The following is a 20272-nucleotide window of genomic DNA, read 5'->3' as shown; positions in this document are numbered from 1 at the left end:
GTTATTTGGCGTAGATGGTGGAGGGGTCCTTGAGCACCGGCTCCACGGTCTGCCAGTCGCCCGACTCCACATCGCCCTCGAATTTCTGGAAGAAGCACGAATGACGGCCGGTGTGGCAGGCGATGCTGTCCACCTGGGTCACCTTGAGCAGCACCACGTCCTCATCGCAATCCAGACGCATCTCATGGACCTTCTGCACGTGGCCCGATTCCTCGCCCTTGTGCCAGAGCCGCTTGCGCGAGCGCGACCAGAACACGGCCTCGCCCAGTTCCACGGTGCGCTGGAGCGCCTCGCGGTTCATGAACGCGAACATCAGCACATCGTTCGAGCCGACTTCCTGGACGATCACCGGCACCAGGCCGTTGTCGTCCCACTTCACCTTGTTCAGCCACTTCTTCGCCATGATCACATCCGGACGGGAATGCCCTCGCGGGCCATGAATGCCTTGGCCTCGCCCACCGTGTGCTGGCCATAGTGGAAGATGCTGGCCGCCAGCACGGCGTCGGCGTGGCCCAGGCGGATGCCGTCGGCCAGGTCCTGCAGGCCGCCCACGCCGCCCGAGGCGATCACGGGCACCGGCACCGCGTCGCTGACGGCACGGGTCAGTTCCAGGTCAAAGCCGCTCTTGGTGCCGTCGCGGTCCATGCTGGTCAGCAGGATCTCGCCGGCGCCGCGCGCGGCCATTTCCTTCGCCCATGCCACGGCGTCCAGGCCGGTAGCCTTGCGGCCGCCGTGCGTGAAGACTTCCCAACGTGGCGGCTCGCCCGGCGCGGAACTGCGCTTGGCGTCGATGGCCACCACGATGCACTGCGAGCCGTACTTGCCCGCGGCATCGGATACCAGTTGCGGATTGGCGATGGCCGAGGAGTTCACGCTGATCTTGTCCGCCCCGGCGTTGAGCAGCCGGCGCACGTCTTCCACGGCGCGCACCCCGCCGCCCACGGTCAGCGGAATGAACACCTGCGAGGCCACCGCCTCGATGATGTGGAGGATCAGGTCGCGACCGTCGCTGGTCGCCGTGATGTCGAGAAAAGTGATTTCATCGGCACCTTGCTCGTCATAGCGGCGCGCGATCTCGACCGGGTCCCCTGCGTCGCGGAGTTCGACGAAGTTGACCCCCTTGACCACCCGCCCGTTGGTCACGTCCAGGCAGGGGATGATACGTTTGGCTAACATGGGTTTCCTTGCCGCCCGCCCCTTGCCGGGTGGCGGCGTCTTGCCCGGCGCACCCGCGCCGGGGCGGCTTACTCTTCGCCCAGCTTGTCCGCGCGCGCCTGCGCCTCGGTAAAGTTGAGGTCGCCGGAGTAGATGGCACGGCCGCAGATCACGCCTTCCACGCCTTCGCGCTCCACCGCGCACAGTTGCTCGATGTCGGTCAGGTTGGACAGCCCGCCGCTGGCGATCACCGGGATCGACATCGACTGCGCCAGCTTCACGGTGGCGTCGATATTGATGCCCTGGAGCATGCCGTCGCGGCCGATATCGGTGTAGATGATGGCCTCGACGCCGTAATCCTCGTACTTGCGTGCCAGATCCGCCACTTCGTGGCCGGTCAGCTTGCTCCAGCCATCAGTGGCCACCTTGCCGTCCTTGGCATCGAGGCCGACGATGATGTGGCCGCCGAAGGCCGAGCAGGCGTCCTTCAGGAAGCCGGGGTTCTTGACCGCCGCGGTACCGATGATGACGTACGACAGCCCGTCATCCAGCCAGCGCTCGATGGTGTTGAGGTCGCGGATGCCGCCGCCCAGTTGGACGGGGATCTCGTCGCCCACCTCGGCGATGATGGCCTTGATGGCGGCCTCGTTGCGGGGCTTGCCGACAAAGGCGCCGTTGAGGTCGACCAGATGCAGGCGACGCGCGCCCTGGTTGACCCAGTGACGTGCCATGGCGGCGGGATCTTCGGAAAAGACGGTGGCCTGGTCCATGTCGCCTTGTTTGAGGCGTACACACTGACCGTCCTTCAGGTCGATGGCCGGAATGAGCAACATAAGCGTGACGAGCGTGGTGGTTGTGTAAAAAGGAAAAAGGCAGCGATGCCGGCACGGGCGCCGGTGGGCTCAGGTCATGTCAGTTTGGCAGTTGGATGCGCAGTCTGGTCGGTGGCTCTGAACGATCGCTGGTCAGTATCGGGGCGCTTCGGTTCTCGGGATGCTTCTCACGCGCTTCACGGCGCGTTACGGATTCCAGTGCACGAAATTCCGGTAAAGCTGCAAACCCATCGCGGCGCTCTTCTCCGGGTGGAACTGCGTGGCGAAAATATTATCGCGTGCCACCGCGCTGGTAAACACGCCGCCGTAGTCGGTTTCGCCCGCGATGTGCGACGCATCCTGCGCGCGCACATAGTAACTGTGGACGAAATAGAACCAGCTTTCGTCCGGAATTCCCTGCCAGAGCGGGTGCGCGCGCGACTGCCGCACGCGGTTCCAGCCCATCTGGGGCACCTTGAAGCGCGAGCCGTCGGGCTGCGTCAGCCCTTCCAGCTCGAAACGCACCACTTCGCCCGGCATCAGCGCCAGGCAAGGCGTGGCGGCATTGCCAGTGCGACTTTCGGTGCTACGGTCGAACAGCATCTGTTCGCCAACGCACACGCCCAGCAGCGGCTTGCTCGCGGCCGCCTCCACCACGGCCTCCTGCAGCCCGGACGCGCCCAGCGCGCCCATGCAGTCGGGCATGGCGCCCTGCCCCGGCAGCACCACGCGGTCCGCCGCGCGGATGGCCTCGGGCCGATCCACCACCTGGACATCCGCTTCCGGTGCCGCGGCGCGCAACGCCTGCGCCACCGAGCGCAGGTTGCCCATGCCGTAATCCACAATTGCTATGGTAGTCATGATTTCAAAACAGGCAACAATGTCTTCAGCCCGTCCACAATGAACTCGACGGCCAGCGCCGACAGGATCAAACCCATCAGACGCGTGCCAATATTGATCCCGGTGCGCCCCATCACCCGTGCGATGGGGTCCGCCGCGCGGAACGTCAGGTACACCACGGCCCCCAGCACCACGCCAATCCCCACCAGCACCAGCGATTGCCACCAGTGCGCCGACTTGCCGGCATAAACGATCACCGTGCTGATGGACCCCGGCCCGGTCAGCAGCGGAATCGCCAGCGGCACCACCGCGATGCTGGCCTTGGCGTCGGCCTCGTCCTCTTCCTCGGGCGTGGCCTTGGTGCGGCTGGTCTGCGCGTTCAGCATGTTCATGGCCATCATGATCATGATCAGCCCGCCACCCACCTGCAGCGACGCCACCGAGATATTGAAGAACTCGATGATCTGCTGCCCCAGCAGCGCCGAAACCGCCACCACGATCGCCACCGACATCGACGCCGTCTTGATGGTACGCAGCTTTTCCGCTTCCGTCTGCTGACTGGTCAGGCTGATGAAGAACGGGATCGCCCCGATCGGATTGATCAGCGCCAGCAGCGAGATAAAGGACTTGAGCGTATCCATCGGTTGCGCGGTCGGGTGAGCGTCAGCGGGCGCCGCAACCGGCCGGCACGCCCTCAGGTTCGGGTCGGGCCCGGTAGCGGGCCCCTCGCCTTATGCCTTAAAGCGTCCCTTTTGTCGATGGAATCGTGTTGCCGGCACGCGGGTCGAGCTCCACCGCCATGCGCAGCGCCCGCCCGAAGGCTTTGAACACCGTTTCGCATTGATGATGGGCATTGATGCCGCGCAGGTTGTCGATATGGAGCGTCACACCGGCGTGGTTGACGAAACCTCGGAAAAATTCGATGGTCAGGTCCACGTCGAAGCTGCCCACGCGCGCACGGGTGAACGGCACGTGGAATTCCAGGCCGGGGCGGCCCGAGAAGTCGATCACCACGCGCGACAGGCACTCGTCCAGCGGCACGTAGCTGTGGCCGTAGCGGGTGATGCCCTTCTTGTCGCCGATCGCCTTGGCCACGGCCTGGCCGAGCGTGATGCCGACGTCTTCCACGGTGTGGTGGTCGTCGATATGCAGGTCGCCGCGGGCCTCGACTTCGAGGTCGACCATGCCATGGCGGGCAATCTGGTCCAGCATGTGGTCGAGGAACGGCACGCCGGTGGCCAGCTTCTGGCGACCGGTGCCATCAAGATTCAGCGAAACGCGGATCTGCGTTTCCGAGGTATCGCGGGTGACCTCTGCTACACGCATGGTGGGGTTAATCCTGCAATGAAGCGGCAAATGCTTCAAGAAACTGCGCGTTTTCTTCGGGTGTGCTGACCGTCACGCGCAGACAGTTGGCCAGCAATGCGTGCATTTTACTCACGTTCTTGATCAATACCTTCCGCGCGAGCAGCCGGTCGAACGTCTGTGCCGCATCCGCCACGCGGATCAGCAGGAAGTTGGCGGCGCTCGGGAACACGGTCACGCCCGGCTGGGCAGCCATCGCCTCGGCCAGCCGGCCGCGTTCGGCGCGCAGCTGGGCCGCCTGCTCGTCGAGCACATCCACATGTTCAAGCGCGAACAGCGCGGTGGCCTCGGTCAGCACGTTGACGTTGTACGGCGGGCGCACCTTGTCCAGCTGCGCCAGCCACTCGGGTGCGCCGGCCACGTAGCCGAGGCGGATCCCGGCCAGGCCCAGCTTCGACACCGTGCGCATGACCAGCAGATTGCCGAATTCGGTCAGGCGCGGCATCCAGCTTTCCTGGGCGAACGGCTGGTAGGCCTCGTCCACCACCACCAGGCTGTGGCAGACCTCGCCCTGGGCGGCGCGGACGATGGCCTCCATGTCGGCCGCATCGAACAGGTTGCCGGTGGGGTTGTTCGGGTAGGCGAGATAGATGATGGCCGGCTTGTGCTCGGCCATGGCGGCCAGCATCGCCGCGCGGTCCAGCGTGAAATCGGCGCGCAGCGGCACGCCGACGAATTCCAGCCCGGCGAACTGCGCCGACATCGCATACATGACGAAACCGGGCACCGGCGCCAGCACCTTGGCGCCGGGGCGCGCGGCCGCCAGCGACAGCATGCTGATGATCTCGTCCGAGCCGTTGCCCAGCAGCACGTCCATGCCAGCCGGCACGTCCATCACCTCGCGCAACCGGGCGCGCAGCGCCTCGCTGCTCGGCACCGGGTAGCGGTTCAGCGCCACCTCGCCGAGCCGCGCGGCCAGCTGGTCGCGCAGCGCGGGCGGCAGGCGGTACGGATTCTCCATGGCGTCCAGCTTCACCAGACCGTGCGAGTCCGCCACGTGGTAGGCGCCCATGGCGCGTACGTCGTCACGGATGATGCGTTCGATCAGGGAAGGGTCTGCGGCCGACATGAAAAATCCTTTATGTTCAAAGAGTTGCGCGCGCTGGCATCAGCCGCGCTTGAAACGGTATTCCGCGCTGCGGGCGTGGGCCTGGAGGCCCTCGCCATAGGCAAGTTCGGCGGCGATCTGCCCCAGCATCTGCGCGCCGCCCTCGCTGACCTCGATCAGGCTCGAGCGCTTCTGGAAGTCGTACACGCCCAGCGGCGACGAGAAGCGCGCCGTGCGCGAGGTCGGCAGTACGTGGTTCGGGCCCGCGCAGTAGTCGCCGAGCGACTCGCTGGTGTAGCGGCCCAGGAAAATGGCGCCGGCGTGGCGGATCTTCTCGCTCCACTGGCGCGGGTTCTCGGCGGAGATCTCCAGGTGTTCCGGGGCGATGGCATTGGCGATCTCGCACGCCTCCTCCATATCGCGCACCTTGATCAACGCGCCCCGGCCCGCCAGCGAGGCATGGATCACCTCGCGGCGCGGCATGGTCGGCAGCTGGCGGCGGATGCTCGCCTCCACGCGGTCCAGGTATTCGGCGTCCGGGCAGAGCAGGATCGACTGCGCCAGTTCATCGTGCTCGGCCTGCGAGAACAGGTCCATCGCCACCCAGTCCGGGTCGGTGGTGCCATCGCAGATCACCAGGATCTCGGACGGCCCGGCGATCATGTCGATGCCGACCGTGCCGAACACGCGGCGCTTGGCCGCCGCCACGTAGGCGTTGCCGGGGCCGACGATCTTGTCCACCTGCGGCAGCGTGGCCGTGCCGTAGGCCAGCGCGCCCACGGCCTGGGCCCCGCCGATCGTGAACACCCGGTCCACGCCGGCGATCTGCGCGGCGGCCAGCACCAGCTCGTTGCGCACGCCGCCGGGCGTGGGCACGACCATGATCACTTCCTTCACGCCGGCCACGCGGGCCGGAATGGCGTTCATCAGCACCGACGACGGATACGCCGCCTTGCCGCCCGGCACGTACAGGCCCACGCGGTCCAGCGGGGTCACCTTCTGGCCCAGCATCGTGCCGTCGGACTCGGTGTATTCCCAGCTATGGCTGCCGCATTCGATCTTCTGCTTCTCGTGGTAGGCCCGCACGCGCGCGGCGGCGGCCTCCAGCGCGGCGCGGCGCTTGGGCTCCAGGTCTTCCAGCGCGGCTTCCAGTTGGGACTGCGACAGCTCCAGCGCGCCCATCGATGCCGCCTCCAGGCGGTCGAAGCGGCGCGTGTATTCGAGTACGGCGTCGTCGCCGCGCTGGCGCACATCGGCCAGGATCTCGGCCGCGGCGCGGTCGATGGCCTCGTCCTCGGAGGCCTCGAACGCCAGCACCTGGCGCAGCGCGTGCGCGAAGCCCGGCTCCGCCGCGTCCAGCCGGCGTATCGACAGGTTATCCATTTCGCTTTCGTTCATGACTTCCTTCCTCACGGGCACCCCGGGTGCGGCAATGCCTCAGGCGAGCGCCGCCGAGGCCCGTTCAAATGCTTCGAGAATCGGCGTGAGCCGTTCCCGCTTGAGCTTGAGCGCGGCCTGGTTGACCACCAGCCGCGACGAAATCTGCACGATCTCTTCCACTTCGACGAGGTTGTTGGCGCGCAGCGTGCCGCCCGTGCTCACCAGGTCGACGATGGCATCGGACAGGCCCACCAGCGGGCCCAGCTCCATCGAGCCGTACAGCTTGATCAGGTCGACGTGCACGCCCTTCTTGGCGAAGTGCTCGCGCGCGGTCTGCACGTACTTGGTGGCCACGGCCAGCCGCGCGCCCTGGCGCACCGCATTGGCGTAGTCGAAGCCGGCCGGCACCGCCACCGACATGCGGCAGCGGGCGATATTCAGGTCGATCGGCGCGTACAGCCCGGTCATGCCGGTTTCCATCAGCACGTCCTTGCCCGCCACGCCGAAGTCCGCCGCGCCGTACTGCACGTAGGTCGGCACGTCCGAGGCGCGCACGATGATCACGCGCACCGCCGGGTCCGACGTCGGCAGGATCAGCTTGCGCGACGTCTCCGGGTCCTCGGTCACGTGGATGCCGGCGGCCGCCAGCAGCGGCAGCGTCTCGGAGAAGATGCGGCCCTTGGACAGCGCCAGCGTAAGCTGGTCGGGCGAGGCGTTGAAAGCTGGGCTCATCGTACGTTCTTCAATTCTTCTTGCAGTGTTTCAGGGGCCGTCTCAGGCAATGCGGCGGATCTTCGCGCCCACGGCCGACAGCTTGGCTTCCATGCGGTCGTAGCCGCGGTCCAGATGGTAGATGCGGTCGATGACGGTCTCGCCATCGGCCACCAGGCCGCCAATCACCAGGCCGGCCGAGGCGCGCAGGTCGGTCGCCATCACGCTCGCGCCCGACAGGCGCGGCACGCCGGTCACCACAGCCGTGTTGCCTTCGGCGGTGATGTTGGCGCCCAGGCGGTTCAGTTCCTGCACGTGCATGAAACGGTTCTCGAAGATCGTCTCGGTGATCCGCGCGGTGCCTTCGGCCACGGCGTTGAGCGCCATGAACTGGGCCTGCATGTCGGTCGGGAAGGCCGGATACTCCGAGGTGCGGAAGCTCACGGCCTGCGCGCGGCGCGGCATGGCCAGGCGGATCCAGTCGTCGCCGGTCTCGATCGTGGCGCCGGCTTCGCGCAGCTTGATCAGCACGGCGTCCAGGATGGTCGGCGGGATGTCGCGCAGCGTCACGTCGCCCAGCGTGGCCGCGGCCGCGCAGAGGAAGGTGCCGGCCTCGATGCGGTCTGCCACCACGGCATGGCGCGCGCCATGCAGGCGGTCCACGCCCTGCACCACCAGGCGGTCAGTGCCGATGCCATCGATCTTCGCACCCATCTTCACCAGCAGGTTGGCCAGGTCGGTCACCTCGGGCTCGCGCGCGGCGTTCTCCAGCACGGTCTCGCCCTCGGCCAGCGTGGCGGCCATCAGCAGATTCTCGGTGCCGGTCACGGTGATCATGTCCGTCACCACGCGCGCGCCCTTCAGACGGCTGGCGCGGGCGTGGATGAAGCCGTGCTCGATGGAGATCTCGGCGCCCATCGCCTGCAGGCCCTTGATGTGCTGGTCCACCGGCCGCGCGCCGATGCCGCAGCCGCCCGGCAGGGAGACGCGGGCCTCGCCGAAGCGCGCCACCAGCGGCCCCAGCACGAGGATCGACGCGCGCATGGTCTTCACCAGCTCGTACGGGGCCTCGGGCGCATTGATGTCGGCGGCGGCCAGCGTGGCCGTGGCGCCGTCAATGTCGGCCCGGGTGCCCATCTGGCGCAGCAGCTTTAGCATCGTGCGCGTGTCCTGCAGGTTCGGCACGTTGTCGATGGTGATGGCATCGGCGGTCAGCAGGCTGGCGCACAGGATCGGCAGCGCCGCATTCTTGGCGCCCGAAACCCGGATCTCGCCCTTGAGCGGGCCGTTGCCCTCGATCTGGAATTTGTCCATGTTGTGTCGGTATTCGTTATGCAGCGTTAGGCGGCGTGATGCGTCCCGGGACGGGCATCAGGCAGCGCCCGACCCGGCCTTCCATTCGGCCGGGGTCAGCGTCTTCATCGACAGCGCATGGATCTCGGCGCGCATGCGGTCGCCCAGCGCCGCGTAGACGCGCTGGTGCCGCTGGATCAGGCGCTTGCCGTCGAACTCCGCGCTGACGATGGTGGCAAAGAAGTGCTGGCCGTCGCCTTCCACTTCCAGATGGTCGCAGGGCAACCCTTGGGCAATGTATTCCCTGACTTGTTCCGGTGTAGGCAGCATGTCTGTCTCTTGTGAATTTGTGTCGATCGCGTGCGGGGTAGCGTCAGTGGCGCAGCTTGTAGCCGGTGCTGAGCAGCCGCAGCGCCAGCCCGGCCAGCACCGCGAAGGACACGGCCACCACGGCCAGGCTGTGCAGGGGCGGCACGTCCGATACGCCAAAGAAGCCGTAGCGGAACCCGTCGATCATGTAGAAGAACGGGTTGGCGTGCGACACCGCCTGCCAGAACGGCGGCAGCGAGTGAATCGAATAGAACACGCCGGACAGGAACGTCGCCGGCATGATCAGAAAATTCTGAAAAGCGGCCAGCTGGTCGAACTTTTCGGCCCAGATACCCGCAATCAGCCCCAACGTACCGAGAATGCCGGCCCCGCCCAGTGCGAAGACCAGGATCCAGGCGACGTTGTACACATGCAGGTGCGCGAACCACGCCGTCACCAGCAACACGCCCAGCCCCACGCTCAGGCCACGGATGACCGACGCCGCCACGTAGGCGCCGAACATTTCCCAGTGGGACAGCGGCGGCAGCATGATGAACACCAGGTTTCCGGTGATCTTGGACTGGATCAGCGACGACGAACTGTTCGCAAACGCATTCTGGAGAATGCTCATCATCACCAGCCCCGGCACCAGGAAAGCGGTATAGCTGATCTGGTCGTACACCCGCACGCGGTCTTCCAGCACATGGCCGAAGATCAGCAGGTACAGCACGGCGGTCAGCACCGGCGCGGCCACGGTCTGGAACGCCACCTTCCAGAAACGCAGCACTTCCTTGTAGAGCAGCGTGCGGAAGCCGACGAAGCCGCCCACCGCCATGGCATCCAGCCGGGCTTTGTCGGTCAGGTCGGACAGCTCCGAGGCGCGATTGTCGAGTTGGTCGATAGGTCGGGTCATGCCGCAGCCTCCAGGGACGCATCGGGCACCGCGCCCGGCATGTGCCCTTCTCGCCGCATGATCTGGACGAACACGTCTTCGAGGTCGGCCTTGCTGATTTCCATGTCTTCCACTTCGCAGCCAGCCTCGCGCAGCGCGGCCAGGATCGGTTCGACGGCTTCGTAGCCCGAAAGGCGCAGCCGGTGGGCGCGCTCGCCGGGGTTGGACGGCGTGCGCAGCGCCTCCAGCGCCGGCGGCAGCGTGCCGCGCGACAGCGTGAGCACCAGCTGCAGCCCCGCGAACTGGGTCAGCAGGTTGCTGGTGCGGTCCAGCGCCACCACCTCGCCAAACTTCAGCATGGCGATACGGTCGCACAGCGCCTCGGCTTCCTCGAGATAGTGCGTGGTCAGGATGATCGTGTGACCTTCCTTGTTCAGGCGCGAGATGAACTTCCAGAGCGTCTGGCGCAACTCCACGTCCACGCCGGCGGTCGGCTCATCGAGCACGATCACGGGCGGCCGGTGCACCAGCGCCTGCGCCACCAGCACGCGCCGCTTCATGCCGCCGGACAACTGGCGCATGTTGGCGTCCGCCTTGCTGGTGAGGTCCAGGTTGGCCATGATTTCGTCGATCCAGTCGTCGTTGCGCGTCAGGCCGAAATAGCCCGATTGCAGCCGCAACGTCTCCCGAACCGTGAAAAACGGATCGAAAACCAGTTCCTGGGGCACCACGCCGAGCATGCGGCGCGCCATGCGGTAGTCGTCCACCACATCGTGCCCGAGCACGCTCACGCGGCCCGAATCGGCGCGGTTCAGGCCCGCGAGGATCGAGATCAGCGTGGTCTTGCCGGCACCGTTGGGACCGAGCAGGCCGAAGAACTCGCCGCGCTCGACGGTGAAACTGACACCCTTGAGCGCCTGCAGGTTGCGGTAGCGCTTGCGGACATCGGTAATTTCGATGGCTTTCATGGCCGATGGTCTTGTGAGGGGCGCCTGGGCGGGCCGCCTCACTGGAGTTGGGGGGAACGTCCTTGAGGTTAGCCGCGCAGCACCTGGTGGAGCCGTGTCAGGACACTTGGGGGCGACTTGGGGACGAACAACCCGGAATTATAGGGGATGCGGGGGGTGTCTCGCTTTGGCCCGACTGGCCCCGCTACCGTTCCGACGCGGCGCCGGCCGCAGCCTGACGCCGGGGCATCGCATCGGCCGCGCCAATCACGCGCAGCCATGGATGCCGGTTCAATGTCGGTGGTGGTGGTGTTCCGGGTGGGAGATCGGCGCGGGCGGCAGGCCCAGCAGGCTTTCCACGCCGTAAAGCGTGGCCAGCGAGGCCAGTTGCGGCGGCACGCCATGCAGCGCCAGCGCCTGACCCCGGGCGGCGGCGGCGCGTTGCCACGCCAGCAGCACGGCCACGGCAGCCGAATCGACCTGCGCCAGCGCGCTGCAATCGACGGCCACATCGCCCTGGGACACGCGCGACAGCCCCTCACGCAGCACGGCGGCGGCGTTGCGGTTGGTCAGCGAAGGGCCGAGCGCAGGCATCAGATCGATCGAAGAAGGGAAATCGAGGTCGGGAAACCGGCGCCCACGCATATTTCTACGAGAAACAGGTTGGCGCCGAGCGGCCATTGTAGACCGGAATGGCTGCGGCGTGCTGCGCCGCAACCAGATTCCGCATCAGCTCTTGGCGTTGGCCAGTTGCCGGTTGCGGTCCTGCAGGGTCTTGATGACGCCGTCCACACCCTGCTGCGTCACGATCGTGTTGAAGCTGCCCTTGTAGGCTTCGGTCAGCCACGCGCCGAGTACGTTGATGTCGTAGACCTTCCAACCCTGGGCGGTCTTCTCGAGGCGGTAATCCATCTGGATCGGCTCGCCCTTGTTGATGACCTGTGTACGGATCGTGGCGTCAGTGTCCTCAGCCGTGCCGCGGTACGGGCGGAACTGCACCTGCTGGTCGCGGATCTGGGCGATGGCGCCGGCATAGGTACGGATCAGCAGCGTCTTGAACTCATCGGTGATGATCTTCTGCTGTTCCGGCGTGGCCTTCGACCAGTTGCGGCCCATCGCGATCTGCGTGGTCTTGCCGAAGTTGGCGTTCGGCAGGATCTTCTGCTCGACCAGCGCCGTGATCTTGCCGAGGTTGCCGGCCTGCATGTCCTTGTCAGCGCGCACGGAGGCCATGACGTCGTTCACCACGGTCTTGACCAGCGCGTCCGGCGAGGACGCGTCCGTGGCCTGCTGGGCCTGCGCGGTGCCGGTGAAGGCCAGCACGGTGAAGACGGAAACAAAGGGGACCAACAGTCGCTTCAGCATCGTAAATATCCTTATCTATCAAGGGCTTCGCGTCGGCCAACGCATGACGCCAGGTGCCCAGGAAACCGCTGCGGCTGGCGTGGAGCTGCCAAACCGCGCACTCATTGAAACATAGGCGCCCGGGAAGCGCTTGGCATCCAAGCGCCTCAAACACCACTTTCAAACACTTTGTTGCAGGGCTCACAGCGCTGGCACAGTCGCCGCAAACCCCAGCCAGCACGGGGCTGGCAAATCGATCACCGGCCGAAACGGAGCGCGCCGCCCGGACCAATCAGGTTCGGGGTCGGCACGGGCATCGGCTGGGCCGGCTGGGTGCCCTGGTCGGCCGGGGCTTCGCTGGCGGGCTTGTCCTGGGCCGGCGCCGCGTCGGACGGGGCTGTCGAACTCGCCGGGCTGGCCGATGAAGCACCCTCCTGGTCCTGATCATCCTGGGATGGCGGATTGCCGTCATAGATCAGGTACTGGCGGCGCTGCATATAGGAGTCGCGCAGGAAGGCATAGCGGTCCAGCGCAGCCGCCTCGATCAGGTTCGAGGCGCCCATCAGCTGCGAGCGGCCATCGACGATGCGCACGCCGGCGGCGGTATTGCGCGCCCACACCGGGTAGATATAGGCGGACGGGTCCATCAGGCGGTCCACCAGCATGCCGCCGGTGTCACGCACGGTGCTCGGGCCGAACAGCGGCAGCACCAGGTACGGGCCGGACGGCACCCCCCACACGCCGAGCGTCTGGCCGAAGTCTTCCTTGTACTTGGGCAGCCCGGCCGGCGTGGCGATGTCGATCAGCCCGCCAATGCCGAGCACGCTGTTGATGGCCACCCGCATGGTGTCTTCCGCCGCGCGCGACGGCTTGCCCTGCAGCAGGTTGTTCGCCGCCGAGTAGACATCGGACATATTCGAGAAGAAGTTGCCCACGGCGGTCCGGACCGGCGACGGCACATAGTCCGCGTAGACCGTGGCAACCGGCTTCAGCGCGTACTTGTCCACCTGCTCGTTGACCGTCTGCACGCCCCGGTTCAGGGGTTCGAGCGGGTCCTTCGGATTGGCGTCGGGGCCGGTGGCGCAGCCCGCCAGCATCAGGGCAGCGAAGGCGGCGGCACACAGTTGTCCAGGCGCCCGCGGGCGCCGATGCCTGACACGGCGGCTCATTTCGCGCCCTCCGTGCCCGGTGCGGCCGGCAGCGCGGCGGCGCCGGAAGACGGCGCGGCAGCCGGAGCCGTCGAGGCGGAACCCCCGCCGGCGCCGGCGTCGGCGGCCTTGTTGTACAGGAACTGACCGATCAGGTTTTCAAGCACGACTGCCGACTGGGTCATCGTGATCTTGCTGCCCTGGGCCAGCATGGCGGTGTCGCCGCCGGCCTCGAGGCCGATGTACTGCTCGCCCAGCAGGCCGGACGTCAGAATCTTGGCCGAGGTGTCCTTCGGAAACTGGTACGACTTGTCCAGGTTCAGCTCCACCGTGGCCAGGTAGGACTTGTCATCGAAGCGGATGGACGCCACGCGCCCCACCACCACGCCGGCGCTCTTGACCGGCGCACGCGCCTTCAGCCCGCCGATGTTGTCGAACTGCGCCTGGACCGAGTAGGTCTCCTGGAACGAGAAGCTGCTCATGTTGCCGGCCTTGAGCGCGAGGAACAGCAGCGCGACAAACCCCACCACCACGAACAGCCCCACCCAGTAGTCGAGTGATTTTTTCTTCATGCGAGTCTCTTGTCGAATGCGTTTCGTTTGCCGCCGCGTCAGCTGAACATCAGCGCGGTCAGCAGGAAATCCAGGCCCAGCACGGCCAACGAGGCCATCACCACGGTACGCGTGGTGGCCCGTGACACGCCTTCCGGCGTCGGGCGGGCCTCGAAGCCCTGGTACAAGGCAATAAACGTCACCGCGATACCAAAAATGAAGCTCTTGATCACGCCATTGAGCACGTCGGCGCGCACATCCACGCCGCCCTGCATCTGCGACCAGAACGCGCCGGCGTCCACCCCGATCAGCTGCACGCCCACCAGGTAGCCGCCCAGGACGCCCACGGCGCTGAAGATGGCCGCCAGGACCGGCATGGCAATCACGCCGGCCCAGAAGCGCGGCGCAATCACGCGCTGCAACGGGTTCACGGCCATCATTTCCATGGCGGTGAGCTGCTCGCCCGCCTTCATCAGGCCGATCTCGGCCGTCAGCGAGGTGCCCGCGCGCCCCGCGAACAGCAGTGCCGAAACCACCGGCCCCAGCTCACGCACCAGCGACAGCGCCACCAGCAGCCCGAGCGCCTGCTCCGAGCCATAGCGGTTCAGCGTGTAGTAGCCCTGCAGGCCCAGCACGAAGCCGACGAACAGCCCGGACACGGCGATGATCACCAGAGACAGGTTGCCGACGAAGAACACCTGGTCGGTGACCAGCCGGGGCCGGCGCAGCAACGCCGGGGACAGCGCCAGCAGCGCGAAGAACATGCGCGTGGCGTGGCCGACGCCGCCCACGAAATTGCGCACGGCGGCGCCGATGCTGGTGAAGAAGGCGGTCAACGGCTACCTCCGGCGGCGAAGTCATCGGCCAGCGAGGGGCCCGGGTAATGGAATGGCACCGGGCCGTCGGCCTCGGCATGGACAAACTGGCGCACGAACGGATCGGTCGAGGCACGCAGCGCGTCCGGCTCGCCCTCGGCCGCGATCCGGCCGTTGGCGATGAAATAGACGTAGTCGGCAATCAGAAACGTCTCCTGCACATCATGGGAGACGATGATCGTGGTGGCGCCCAGCGCGTCGTTGAGGCTGCGGATCAGGTTGGCGGTGAGGCCGAGCGAGATCGGGTCAAGGCCAGCGAACGGCTCGTCATACATCAGCAGCGCCGGGTCCAGCGCGATGGCCCGCGCCAGCGCCACCCGCCGCGCCATGCCGCCGGAGATCTGGGCCGGCATCAGCTCCCGCGCGCCGCGCAGGCCCACCGCGTTGAGCTTCATCAGCACGAGGTCGCGGATCATCGAATCGGGCAGGTCCGTGTGCTCACGCAACGGAAACGCCACATTATCGAAGACCGAGAGGTCGGTGAACAGCGCCCCGAACTGGAACAGCATGCCCATCTGGCGCCGCACGGCGTAGAGGCCGGGCTGGTCCATGGCATCGATGTCGGCGCCGTTGAAGGTCACCCGTCCGCTGGAGGGGCGCACCATGCCGCCGATCAGGCGCATGACCGTGGTCTTGCCGCAGCCCGAGCCGCCCATCACGGCCACCACCTTGCCGCGCGGGAAGCGCATCGACAGGCCGGCGAGCACCGGCTTGTCGCCCGCCGCATAGGCGAAATCGACATCGGCGAGTTCGACGATGTCCGGGCTGATCAGGGACTGGGCAGGGAGGTTCGGTACGGTAGCGGTCACGTTGGCACCGGATTGGGCAGGGCGCCATTATAAGGGCTACCACCTAGACGCGCGGGTTGCTGTGTGGCGACCGCTACATTCCAGTCCGGACAACAGTGTTCCCGAAATGGAACAAATCGCCGGCTGGCGGCCAGTCAGGGCTCCGCGCCCTGCGTCGACTGGCGCACCAGCATCTGCCACTGGAGGGTCTCGGCGCGGATGGCCGTGGCGAACGCCTCCGGCGAATCGCGCACCGCCGTGAGCCCGGCAGCCATCAGCCGCGCACGCACTTCGCGCTCGTTGGTGACGTTATCCAGCTCCGTGGCCAGGCGGGCAACGATGGCGCGCGGCGTCTTGGCCGGGGCCATCACGCCGTACCAGGCCGTGGCGCCATAGCCATCCATGCCCGCTTCCTGCAGCGTGGGCACCTGTGGCGCCAGCGGCGAGCGCTGGCCGCCGGTGACGCCAAGCAAGCGCAGCGTGCCGCTGCGCACGTGGTTCTGCACGGCTGTATAGGAACAGAAGCAGGCGCTGATGCGGCCGGCGAGCATTTCGAGAACCACGGCGGCCTCGCCCTTGGCCGTCACCAGCGGCACCCCGCTCGGGATGCCGCGCACCGCGTATTCGGCATAGAAGTGGGCCGGGCTGCCGGGCTGGCCGTAGCCATAGCTATAGGAGCCCGGGCTCGACCGCACCGCCGTGACCCATTGCTGCGGCGTCTGCATCGGCAGGCGCCCATCGATCACGAGGAACAGCGGCATCGTGGCCACACGCGCCACGGGCGTGAAGTCGCGCACCACGTCGTAGGGCACCGGCTCCAGGCCGGGCTGGATCAACATGTTGGCCTGGTGGAACAGCAGCGTGTGACCGTCGGAACTGGACTTGGCGACGACATCGCCGGCCATTGTGCCCGCCGCGCCGGGGCGGTTGTCCACCTCGACCGGCACGCCCAGGCGCACCGCGAGGCGCTCGGCCACCAGCCGCGCCGTGGCATCGGCCACACCGCCGGCCGGGAACGGCACGATCATGCGGATGGGCCGCGCCGGGAAGGACACGGGACGGTTCAGCAGTTCGGGGCGGCTGCCGTTGGGAATGGCGGCGAATTGTGCGGTGGCCAGTCCGGCGGGAGGCTGCGCGAATGCCACTGCCGCACCGAGGAAGGCGGGCAGCATCAGGACGGCCCGCCACGAAGGGCGCGGGGCCGCCGGGGAGGCAGCGAGTGTCGGCAACTCCGTATTACCTCGCCAAAGCCGCGACCTTTTGCGCACTTCGGGCATCAATTTCCTCCGGACCACGACGCAAGGCCATGGCACCAAATCGGCTGAAAGGGATTTCGAGGCAGTCTCTTGTTATCGCTTTTTGGGCATTGTACGAACAACGCTCAGGACGGCACAGACCACGTAAACCATAGCCGGGTGGACCCCAATGGGTGATCGTGGGGCGCAATGGATCCCTCTTTTATAATCGCCCGATGTCTGAAATTGTCCTGCGGCGGATGCTGGCCGCCGACCTGCCCGCCGTGCTCGCCGTCCAGGCGCAGTGCTATGCCTCCACGCTGATCGAATCCGCCGACGCCCTCGCCAGCCGCCTCGCGCTGTCGCCCGGAACCTGCTGGGTGGCCGCGCTGCCCCAAAGCCGGCTGGCCGCCTACCTGTTCACCCACGCCTGGCCGCAAGCCACGCTGCCACCGCTCGACGGCGTGCTGGCGCGCGACTGGCCGCCCGCCACTCCCCTGACCTGGTTCGTCCACGACATGGCCGTGGCGCCCGCCGGCCAGGGCGCTGGCCTGGCCGCCCGCCTCTACACCGCCGCCGAACAGTCGGCCCGCACGCTGGGCCTGACCTCATCGCGCCTGATCGCCGTTCAGTCCGCCGCCGCCTGGTGGCGCAGGATCGGGTACGCCCCGCTGACCGCACACGACGCCGCCCCGCATGCCCAAAAACTGGCCGCCTACGGCGCAGATGCAATCCTCATGGAGCGTAGGTTTGGCGGCTGACGGGAGGCTGACAGGGTGGGCGGTGGCAAGCGCGTCGCGCGTGTTTGACGTGCAGCAAGCCCGACCGGGAACTCGATGAAGTCCGATTTCTTCACCGGCGGTGTGGCGATACGGTTTCCAGCTCAACAGAGTTGGAGATCTACGTATGGGCAACACTTATCGCTATGGCATCCACGAAAACCTTTCGCCCGGAGAATTGTTCCTGCTGGTCACCATCGACGAAACCTGCAAGCAGCTTGGGATTGAAGATTTCGCTACTGTTGGAGCGATTCTGGCGGGCCAGAACTGGGTGCCCACGCGAGGTAAATTTCACGGGGCCACGCCGCGACCCTCCGTGGCTTCAAAACTCGCGCGAACCTACCTGAATTACGATCTGAAGCGAAAGATCTTGCCGACTGTCACGAATGCGAGCGTCAGACAACTCAAAGTGTTCATGACGCGAAACCTTGGCACTTTCGTCGGCCGCTCCGTTCCGGTTCTCGGCTGGGCACTCTTCGCTCGAGACGTAGCCATCATCACTGCTAACTCAGTGGGCCAGTACAACCGTTTGGTCAAAAGCGAAGACAGGGCCTTCTAATGACAGACGCCACGCTTGCGGCAGTTACTGCCTTTATCCGGCAAAGCACCGGCCTTCCGGAAGGCCAGCGCATTTCCCGCACCGACAGCCTTGAGCGCGATCTGGACCTGACCGGCGACGAAGCCTTTGATTTCATGGAGGAATTTCTCACGCACTTCGGCATCGAGCGTGGCGACTATGCGTTCCAGCGTTACTTCTGCGAAGAGGGCTTCAGCCTGCTCGAGATCCTCGCCATGCCGTTCTCACGGAAGCTTCGTCTGAAGTACGAAAAGATGCCGCTGACCGTCGGCATGCTGGAACGGGCGATCGAGTCGGGCGCCTGGGAAACGCCATGAGATCCGCGATCCGCTGGCTTGCCCAAGCTTCTTGCATCTGGGGAGTGCTTCTCCTGGCGGCTCTAGCGGGCAACTCGTATAGCTGGATGTACGAGATGGCCCCCTCGATTCCGCGTGGCGCAATCGAGGACGCCTCAGGCAACGAGGCGGTCCTGGCAACCATGGTCTTCCTGGCGATAGCGGCATGGCATGCCGGGCGAGACGCGCATCGGCGAGATGGATGGCGGTGCTGACGATCGCCGCCGCCGCTGTACCGTGGACCATGACGCTCTAGTCCACCCCGTCCACAAAACAAAAAGCCCGCCCGAGAAACCCCGGGCGGGCTCTTTACCTGGAACGCCTGCAATCAGCGCGGCAGTACCGTGTGGCCCATCAGGAAGGCGTCGACCGAGCGGGCGGCCTGGCGGCCTTCGCGGATGGCCCAGACCACGAGGGACTGGCCGCGGCGCACGTCGCCGGCGGCGAAGACCTTGGGCACGTTGGTGTAGTACGCGCGATCGCCTTCGGTGGAGGCCTTGGCGTTCTTGCGGGCGTCCGTATCCACGCCAAAGGCCTCCAGCACCGAGCCCACCGGGTTGGTGAAGCCCATGGCCAGCAGCACCAGGTCTGCCGGCAGCACGAATTCGCTGCCCGGCACTTCCTGCATGCGGCCGTCCTTCCACTCCACGCGGCAGGCTTTCAGGGCCGTGAGCTTGCCGTTCTCGCCGATGAATTCCTTGGTGGCCACGGACCAGTCACGCGAGCAGCCTTCGTCGTGGGACGACGACGTGCGCAGCTTGATCGGCCAGTACGGCCACACCAGCGGCTTGTTTTCCTCGTCCGGCGGCTGCGGCAGCAGTTCGAACTGGGTCACCGACACCGCGCCATGGCGATTCGACGTACCGACGCAGTCGGAACCCGTATCGCCACCGCCGATCACGATCACGTGCTTGCCATCCGCGCGGATGTCGTTCACGGCGTCGCCGGCCACTTCCTTGTTCTGCGGGATCAGGAATTCCAGCGCGTAGTGCACGCCGGCCAGCTCACGGCCCGGCACCGGCAGGTCGCGCGGCACTTCCGAGCCGCCGGCCAGCACCACGGCGTCGAACTGGTCCATCAACGACTGCGCGGACACCGTCTCGCGGGCGTAGTTCACGATACCGGCGGGCAGTTCGCCTTCGGTCACCATCACGCCCGCCCGGAACGTCACGCCTTCGGCCTGCATCTGCTCGATGCGGCGGTCGATCAGCGTCTTCTCCATCTTGAAGTCGGGGATGCCATAGCGCAGCAGGCCGCCGATGCGGTCGTTCTTCTCGAACACCGTCACGTCATGGCCGGCGCGGGCCAGTTGCTGCGCGGCAGCCAGGCCAGCCGGGCCGGAGCCGACCACGGCCACGGTCTTGCCGGTCTTGTGCGCGGGCACGTGCGGCGCCACCCAGCCCTCTTCCCAGGCCTTGTCGATAATGGCGTGCTCGATCGACTTGATGCCCACCGGCAGCTCGTTGATGCCGAGCGTGCAGGCCGCCTCGCACGGTGCCGGGCAGATCCGGCCCGTGAACTCGGGGAAGTTGTTGGTCTGGTGCAGGACCTCGATGGCCGTCTTCCAGTCCTGGCGGTACACCAGGTCGTTGAAGTCCGGAATGATGTTGTTGACCGGGCAGCCGTTGTTGCAGAACGGGATGCCGCAGTCCATGCAGCGCGCACCCTGGATCTTCGCCTCGCTGTCGGACAGTGCGAAGACGAACTCCTTGTAGTGCTTCACACGCTTGACTACCGGCTCATAGCCTTCGTTCTGGCGGGGAAATTCGAGAAAGCCAGTCGCCTTACCCATGTTGCGTCCTTGGTCTAGCTGGGCGCGAGGCGGCTGGGCCGGCCTCGCGTGGGGTCAGTATCTTGTTGGCGCCGCGGGGCATGCCGCGCGGCGCCA

24 protein-coding genes are annotated in these 20272 nt (G+C 66.4%); 3 read left to right on the top strand and 21 right to left on the bottom strand.

Going from position 1 to position 20272, the window contains the following annotated elements; all coding sequences use genetic code 11:
* Position 1: 1 nt before the first annotated feature.
* From hisI to SB751_RS23630, 20 genes are all read right to left on the bottom strand, one after another.
* A complete protein-coding gene (gene hisI / locus SB751_RS23725; protein WP_092299274.1) occupies positions 2–403 on the bottom strand; it encodes a phosphoribosyl-AMP cyclohydrolase in 402 nt (133 codons plus the stop codon).
* 2 nt (positions 404–405) lie between these two features.
* Positions 406–1176 (bottom strand): imidazole glycerol phosphate synthase subunit HisF, encoded by a 771-nt coding sequence (hisF, locus tag SB751_RS23720; RefSeq protein ID WP_144200412.1) that lies wholly within the window; start codon positions 1174–1176, stop codon positions 406–408.
* 68 nt (positions 1177–1244) lie between these two features.
* The gene (hisA, locus tag SB751_RS23715) at positions 1245–1988 is read right to left on the bottom strand and encodes a 1-(5-phosphoribosyl)-5-[(5-phosphoribosylamino)methylideneamino]imidazole-4-carboxamide isomerase (protein ID WP_092299279.1); all 744 of its coding nucleotides are present in this window, start codon (positions 1986–1988) and stop codon (positions 1245–1247) included.
* A gap of 186 nt (positions 1989–2174) precedes the next feature.
* Entirely contained in the window at positions 2175–2828 is a 654-nt protein-coding gene (gene hisH / locus SB751_RS23710) for an imidazole glycerol phosphate synthase subunit HisH (RefSeq protein ID WP_186296926.1), read from the bottom strand.
* Positions 2825–3448 (bottom strand): YchE family NAAT transporter, encoded by a 624-nt coding sequence (locus SB751_RS23705; protein ID WP_144200409.1) that lies wholly within the window; start codon positions 3446–3448, stop codon positions 2825–2827. The genes hisH and SB751_RS23705 overlap by 4 nt, the downstream gene beginning before the upstream one ends.
* A 97-nt stretch (positions 3449–3545) precedes the next feature.
* On the bottom strand, positions 3546–4133 hold the full coding sequence (gene hisB / locus SB751_RS23700; RefSeq protein ID WP_092299285.1) for an imidazoleglycerol-phosphate dehydratase HisB: 588 nt from the start codon (positions 4131–4133) through the stop codon (positions 3546–3548).
* A 7-nt stretch (positions 4134–4140) separates the two neighbouring features.
* On the bottom strand, positions 4141–5241 hold the full coding sequence (gene hisC / locus SB751_RS23695; protein ID WP_410748631.1) for a histidinol-phosphate transaminase: 1101 nt from the start codon (positions 5239–5241) through the stop codon (positions 4141–4143).
* A 39-nt stretch (positions 5242–5280) separates the two neighbouring features.
* On the bottom strand, positions 5281–6618 hold the full coding sequence (gene hisD, locus SB751_RS23690) for a histidinol dehydrogenase (protein ID WP_144200405.1): 1338 nt from the start codon (positions 6616–6618) through the stop codon (positions 5281–5283).
* Between the two features lie 39 nt (positions 6619–6657).
* A complete protein-coding gene (hisG, locus tag SB751_RS23685) occupies positions 6658–7332 on the bottom strand; it encodes an ATP phosphoribosyltransferase (RefSeq protein ID WP_092299294.1) in 675 nt (224 codons plus the stop codon).
* A gap of 42 nt (positions 7333–7374) precedes the next feature.
* Complete coding sequence (murA, locus tag SB751_RS23680) at positions 7375–8625, bottom strand: UDP-N-acetylglucosamine 1-carboxyvinyltransferase (protein WP_144200402.1); 1251 nt, start codon at positions 8623–8625, stop codon at positions 7375–7377.
* Positions 8626–8682: 57 nt separating this feature from the next.
* Positions 8683–8934: a BolA family protein gene (locus SB751_RS23675; RefSeq protein WP_149137230.1), complete on the bottom strand. Its 252-nt coding sequence runs from the start codon at positions 8932–8934 to the stop codon at positions 8683–8685.
* Positions 8935–8977: 43 nt separating this feature from the next.
* The gene (locus tag SB751_RS23670) at positions 8978–9748 is read right to left on the bottom strand and encodes an ABC transporter permease (RefSeq protein WP_144200559.1); all 771 of its coding nucleotides are present in this window, start codon (positions 9746–9748) and stop codon (positions 8978–8980) included.
* Positions 9749–9822: 74 nt separating this feature from the next.
* On the bottom strand, positions 9823–10773 hold the full coding sequence (locus tag SB751_RS23665) for an ABC transporter ATP-binding protein (protein WP_144200398.1): 951 nt from the start codon (positions 10771–10773) through the stop codon (positions 9823–9825).
* Positions 10774–11043: 270 nt separating this feature from the next.
* Positions 11044–11346: a lipid asymmetry maintenance protein MlaB gene (locus SB751_RS23660; protein ID WP_144200396.1), complete on the bottom strand. Its 303-nt coding sequence runs from the start codon at positions 11344–11346 to the stop codon at positions 11044–11046.
* A gap of 135 nt (positions 11347–11481) precedes the next feature.
* Complete coding sequence (locus SB751_RS23655) at positions 11482–12117, bottom strand: phospholipid-binding protein MlaC (RefSeq protein ID WP_144200394.1); 636 nt, start codon at positions 12115–12117, stop codon at positions 11482–11484.
* 236 nt (positions 12118–12353) lie between these two features.
* Positions 12354–13265 (bottom strand): VacJ family lipoprotein, encoded by a 912-nt coding sequence (locus SB751_RS23650; RefSeq protein ID WP_144200392.1) that lies wholly within the window; start codon positions 13263–13265, stop codon positions 12354–12356.
* Positions 13262–13816 carry an outer membrane lipid asymmetry maintenance protein MlaD gene (gene mlaD, locus SB751_RS23645; protein ID WP_211942898.1) on the bottom strand — a complete coding sequence of 185 codons (555 nt, stop codon included), beginning with the start codon at positions 13814–13816 and terminating at the stop codon, positions 13262–13264. The genes SB751_RS23650 and mlaD overlap by 4 nt, the downstream gene beginning before the upstream one ends.
* 38 nt (positions 13817–13854) lie before the next feature.
* Positions 13855–14631, bottom strand: coding sequence for a lipid asymmetry maintenance ABC transporter permease subunit MlaE (mlaE, locus tag SB751_RS23640; RefSeq protein ID WP_144200388.1), 777 nt, complete (start codon positions 14629–14631; stop codon positions 13855–13857).
* Complete coding sequence (locus tag SB751_RS23635) at positions 14628–15479, bottom strand: ABC transporter ATP-binding protein (protein ID WP_244844574.1); 852 nt, start codon at positions 15477–15479, stop codon at positions 14628–14630. The genes mlaE and SB751_RS23635 overlap by 4 nt, the downstream gene beginning before the upstream one ends.
* A gap of 134 nt (positions 15480–15613) precedes the next feature.
* Positions 15614–16735, bottom strand: coding sequence for a tripartite tricarboxylate transporter substrate-binding protein (locus tag SB751_RS23630; RefSeq protein ID WP_144200386.1), 1122 nt, complete (start codon positions 16733–16735; stop codon positions 15614–15616).
* 194 nt (positions 16736–16929) lie between these two features.
* On the opposite strand from SB751_RS23630, the gene SB751_RS23625 reads away from it, so the two are divergent.
* The 3 genes from SB751_RS23625 to SB751_RS23615 all read left to right on the top strand — a co-directional run bounded on the left by SB751_RS23625 (position 16930) and on the right by SB751_RS23615 (position 18366).
* Entirely contained in the window at positions 16930–17454 is a 525-nt protein-coding gene (locus tag SB751_RS23625) for a GNAT family N-acetyltransferase (RefSeq protein ID WP_211942899.1), read from the top strand.
* A gap of 145 nt (positions 17455–17599) precedes the next feature.
* Positions 17600–18031 carry an STM2901 family protein gene (locus SB751_RS23620; RefSeq protein ID WP_144200382.1) on the top strand — a complete coding sequence of 144 codons (432 nt, stop codon included), beginning with the start codon at positions 17600–17602 and terminating at the stop codon, positions 18029–18031.
* The gene (locus SB751_RS23615; protein ID WP_144200380.1) at positions 18031–18366 is read left to right on the top strand and encodes a DUF1493 family protein; all 336 of its coding nucleotides are present in this window, start codon (positions 18031–18033) and stop codon (positions 18364–18366) included. Before SB751_RS23620 ends, SB751_RS23615 begins: the two co-directional genes overlap by 1 nt.
* A gap of 346 nt (positions 18367–18712) precedes the next feature.
* Here the strand turns inward: SB751_RS23615 and SB751_RS23610 are convergent, their stop codons facing one another.
* Complete coding sequence (locus tag SB751_RS23610) at positions 18713–20176, bottom strand: glutamate synthase subunit beta (RefSeq protein ID WP_144200378.1); 1464 nt, start codon at positions 20174–20176, stop codon at positions 18713–18715.
* Positions 20177–20272 lie beyond the last annotated feature (96 nt).

Origin of the sequence: Cupriavidus sp. SIMBA_020, assembly GCF_046535395.1 — a bacterium.
GTDB lineage: Bacteria > Pseudomonadota > Gammaproteobacteria > Burkholderiales > Burkholderiaceae > Cupriavidus > Cupriavidus campinensis.
The sequence above is the reverse complement of the archived record's forward strand: the minus strand, read 5'-3'. Positions and strand labels throughout refer to the sequence as shown.

Coding starts and splice junctions, on each gene's coding strand:
- hisI (WP_092299274.1), bottom strand. CDS start 403: ATGGCGAAGAAGTGGCTGAACAAGGTGAAGTGGGACGACAACGGCCTG.
- hisF (WP_144200412.1), bottom strand. CDS start 1,176: ATGTTAGCCAAACGTATCATCCCCTGCCTGGACGTGACCAACGGGCGG.
- hisA (WP_092299279.1), bottom strand. CDS start 1,988: ATGTTGCTCATTCCGGCCATCGACCTGAAGGACGGTCAGTGTGTACGC.
- hisH (WP_186296926.1), bottom strand. CDS start 2,828: ATGACTACCATAGCAATTGTGGATTACGGCATGGGCAACCTGCGCTCG.
- SB751_RS23705 (WP_144200409.1), bottom strand. CDS start 3,448: ATGGATACGCTCAAGTCCTTTATCTCGCTGCTGGCGCTGATCAATCCG.
- hisB (WP_092299285.1), bottom strand. CDS start 4,133: ATGCGTGTAGCAGAGGTCACCCGCGATACCTCGGAAACGCAGATCCGC.
- hisC (WP_410748631.1), bottom strand. CDS start 5,241: ATGTCGGCCGCAGACCCTTCCCTGATCGAACGCATCATCCGTGACGAC.
- hisD (WP_144200405.1), bottom strand. CDS start 6,618: ATGAACGAAAGCGAAATGGATAACCTGTCGATACGCCGGCTGGACGCG.
- hisG (WP_092299294.1), bottom strand. CDS start 7,332: ATGAGCCCAGCTTTCAACGCCTCGCCCGACCAGCTTACGCTGGCGCTG.
- murA (WP_144200402.1), bottom strand. CDS start 8,625: ATGGACAAATTCCAGATCGAGGGCAACGGCCCGCTCAAGGGCGAGATC.
- SB751_RS23675 (WP_149137230.1), bottom strand. CDS start 8,934: ATGCTGCCTACACCGGAACAAGTCAGGGAATACATTGCCCAAGGGTTG.
- SB751_RS23670 (WP_144200559.1), bottom strand. CDS start 9,748: ATGGCGGTGGGCGGCTTCGTCGGCTTCCGCACGCTGCTCTACAAGGAA.
- SB751_RS23665 (WP_144200398.1), bottom strand. CDS start 10,773: ATGAAAGCCATCGAAATTACCGATGTCCGCAAGCGCTACCGCAACCTG.
- SB751_RS23660 (WP_144200396.1), bottom strand. CDS start 11,346: ATGCCTGCGCTCGGCCCTTCGCTGACCAACCGCAACGCCGCCGCCGTG.
- SB751_RS23655 (WP_144200394.1), bottom strand. CDS start 12,117: ATGCTGAAGCGACTGTTGGTCCCCTTTGTTTCCGTCTTCACCGTGCTG.
- SB751_RS23650 (WP_144200392.1), bottom strand. CDS start 13,265: ATGAGCCGCCGTGTCAGGCATCGGCGCCCGCGGGCGCCTGGACAACTG.
- mlaD (WP_211942898.1), bottom strand. CDS start 13,816: ATGAAGAAAAAATCACTCGACTACTGGGTGGGGCTGTTCGTGGTGGTG.
- SB751_RS23630 (WP_144200386.1), bottom strand. CDS start 16,735: ATGCCCGAAGTGCGCAAAAGGTCGCGGCTTTGGCGAGGTAATACGGAG.
- SB751_RS23625 (WP_211942899.1), top strand. CDS start 16,930: ATGTCTGAAATTGTCCTGCGGCGGATGCTGGCCGCCGACCTGCCCGCC.
- SB751_RS23620 (WP_144200382.1), top strand. CDS start 17,600: ATGGGCAACACTTATCGCTATGGCATCCACGAAAACCTTTCGCCCGGA.
- SB751_RS23615 (WP_144200380.1), top strand. CDS start 18,031: ATGACAGACGCCACGCTTGCGGCAGTTACTGCCTTTATCCGGCAAAGC.
- SB751_RS23610 (WP_144200378.1), bottom strand. CDS start 20,176: ATGGGTAAGGCGACTGGCTTTCTCGAATTTCCCCGCCAGAACGAAGGC.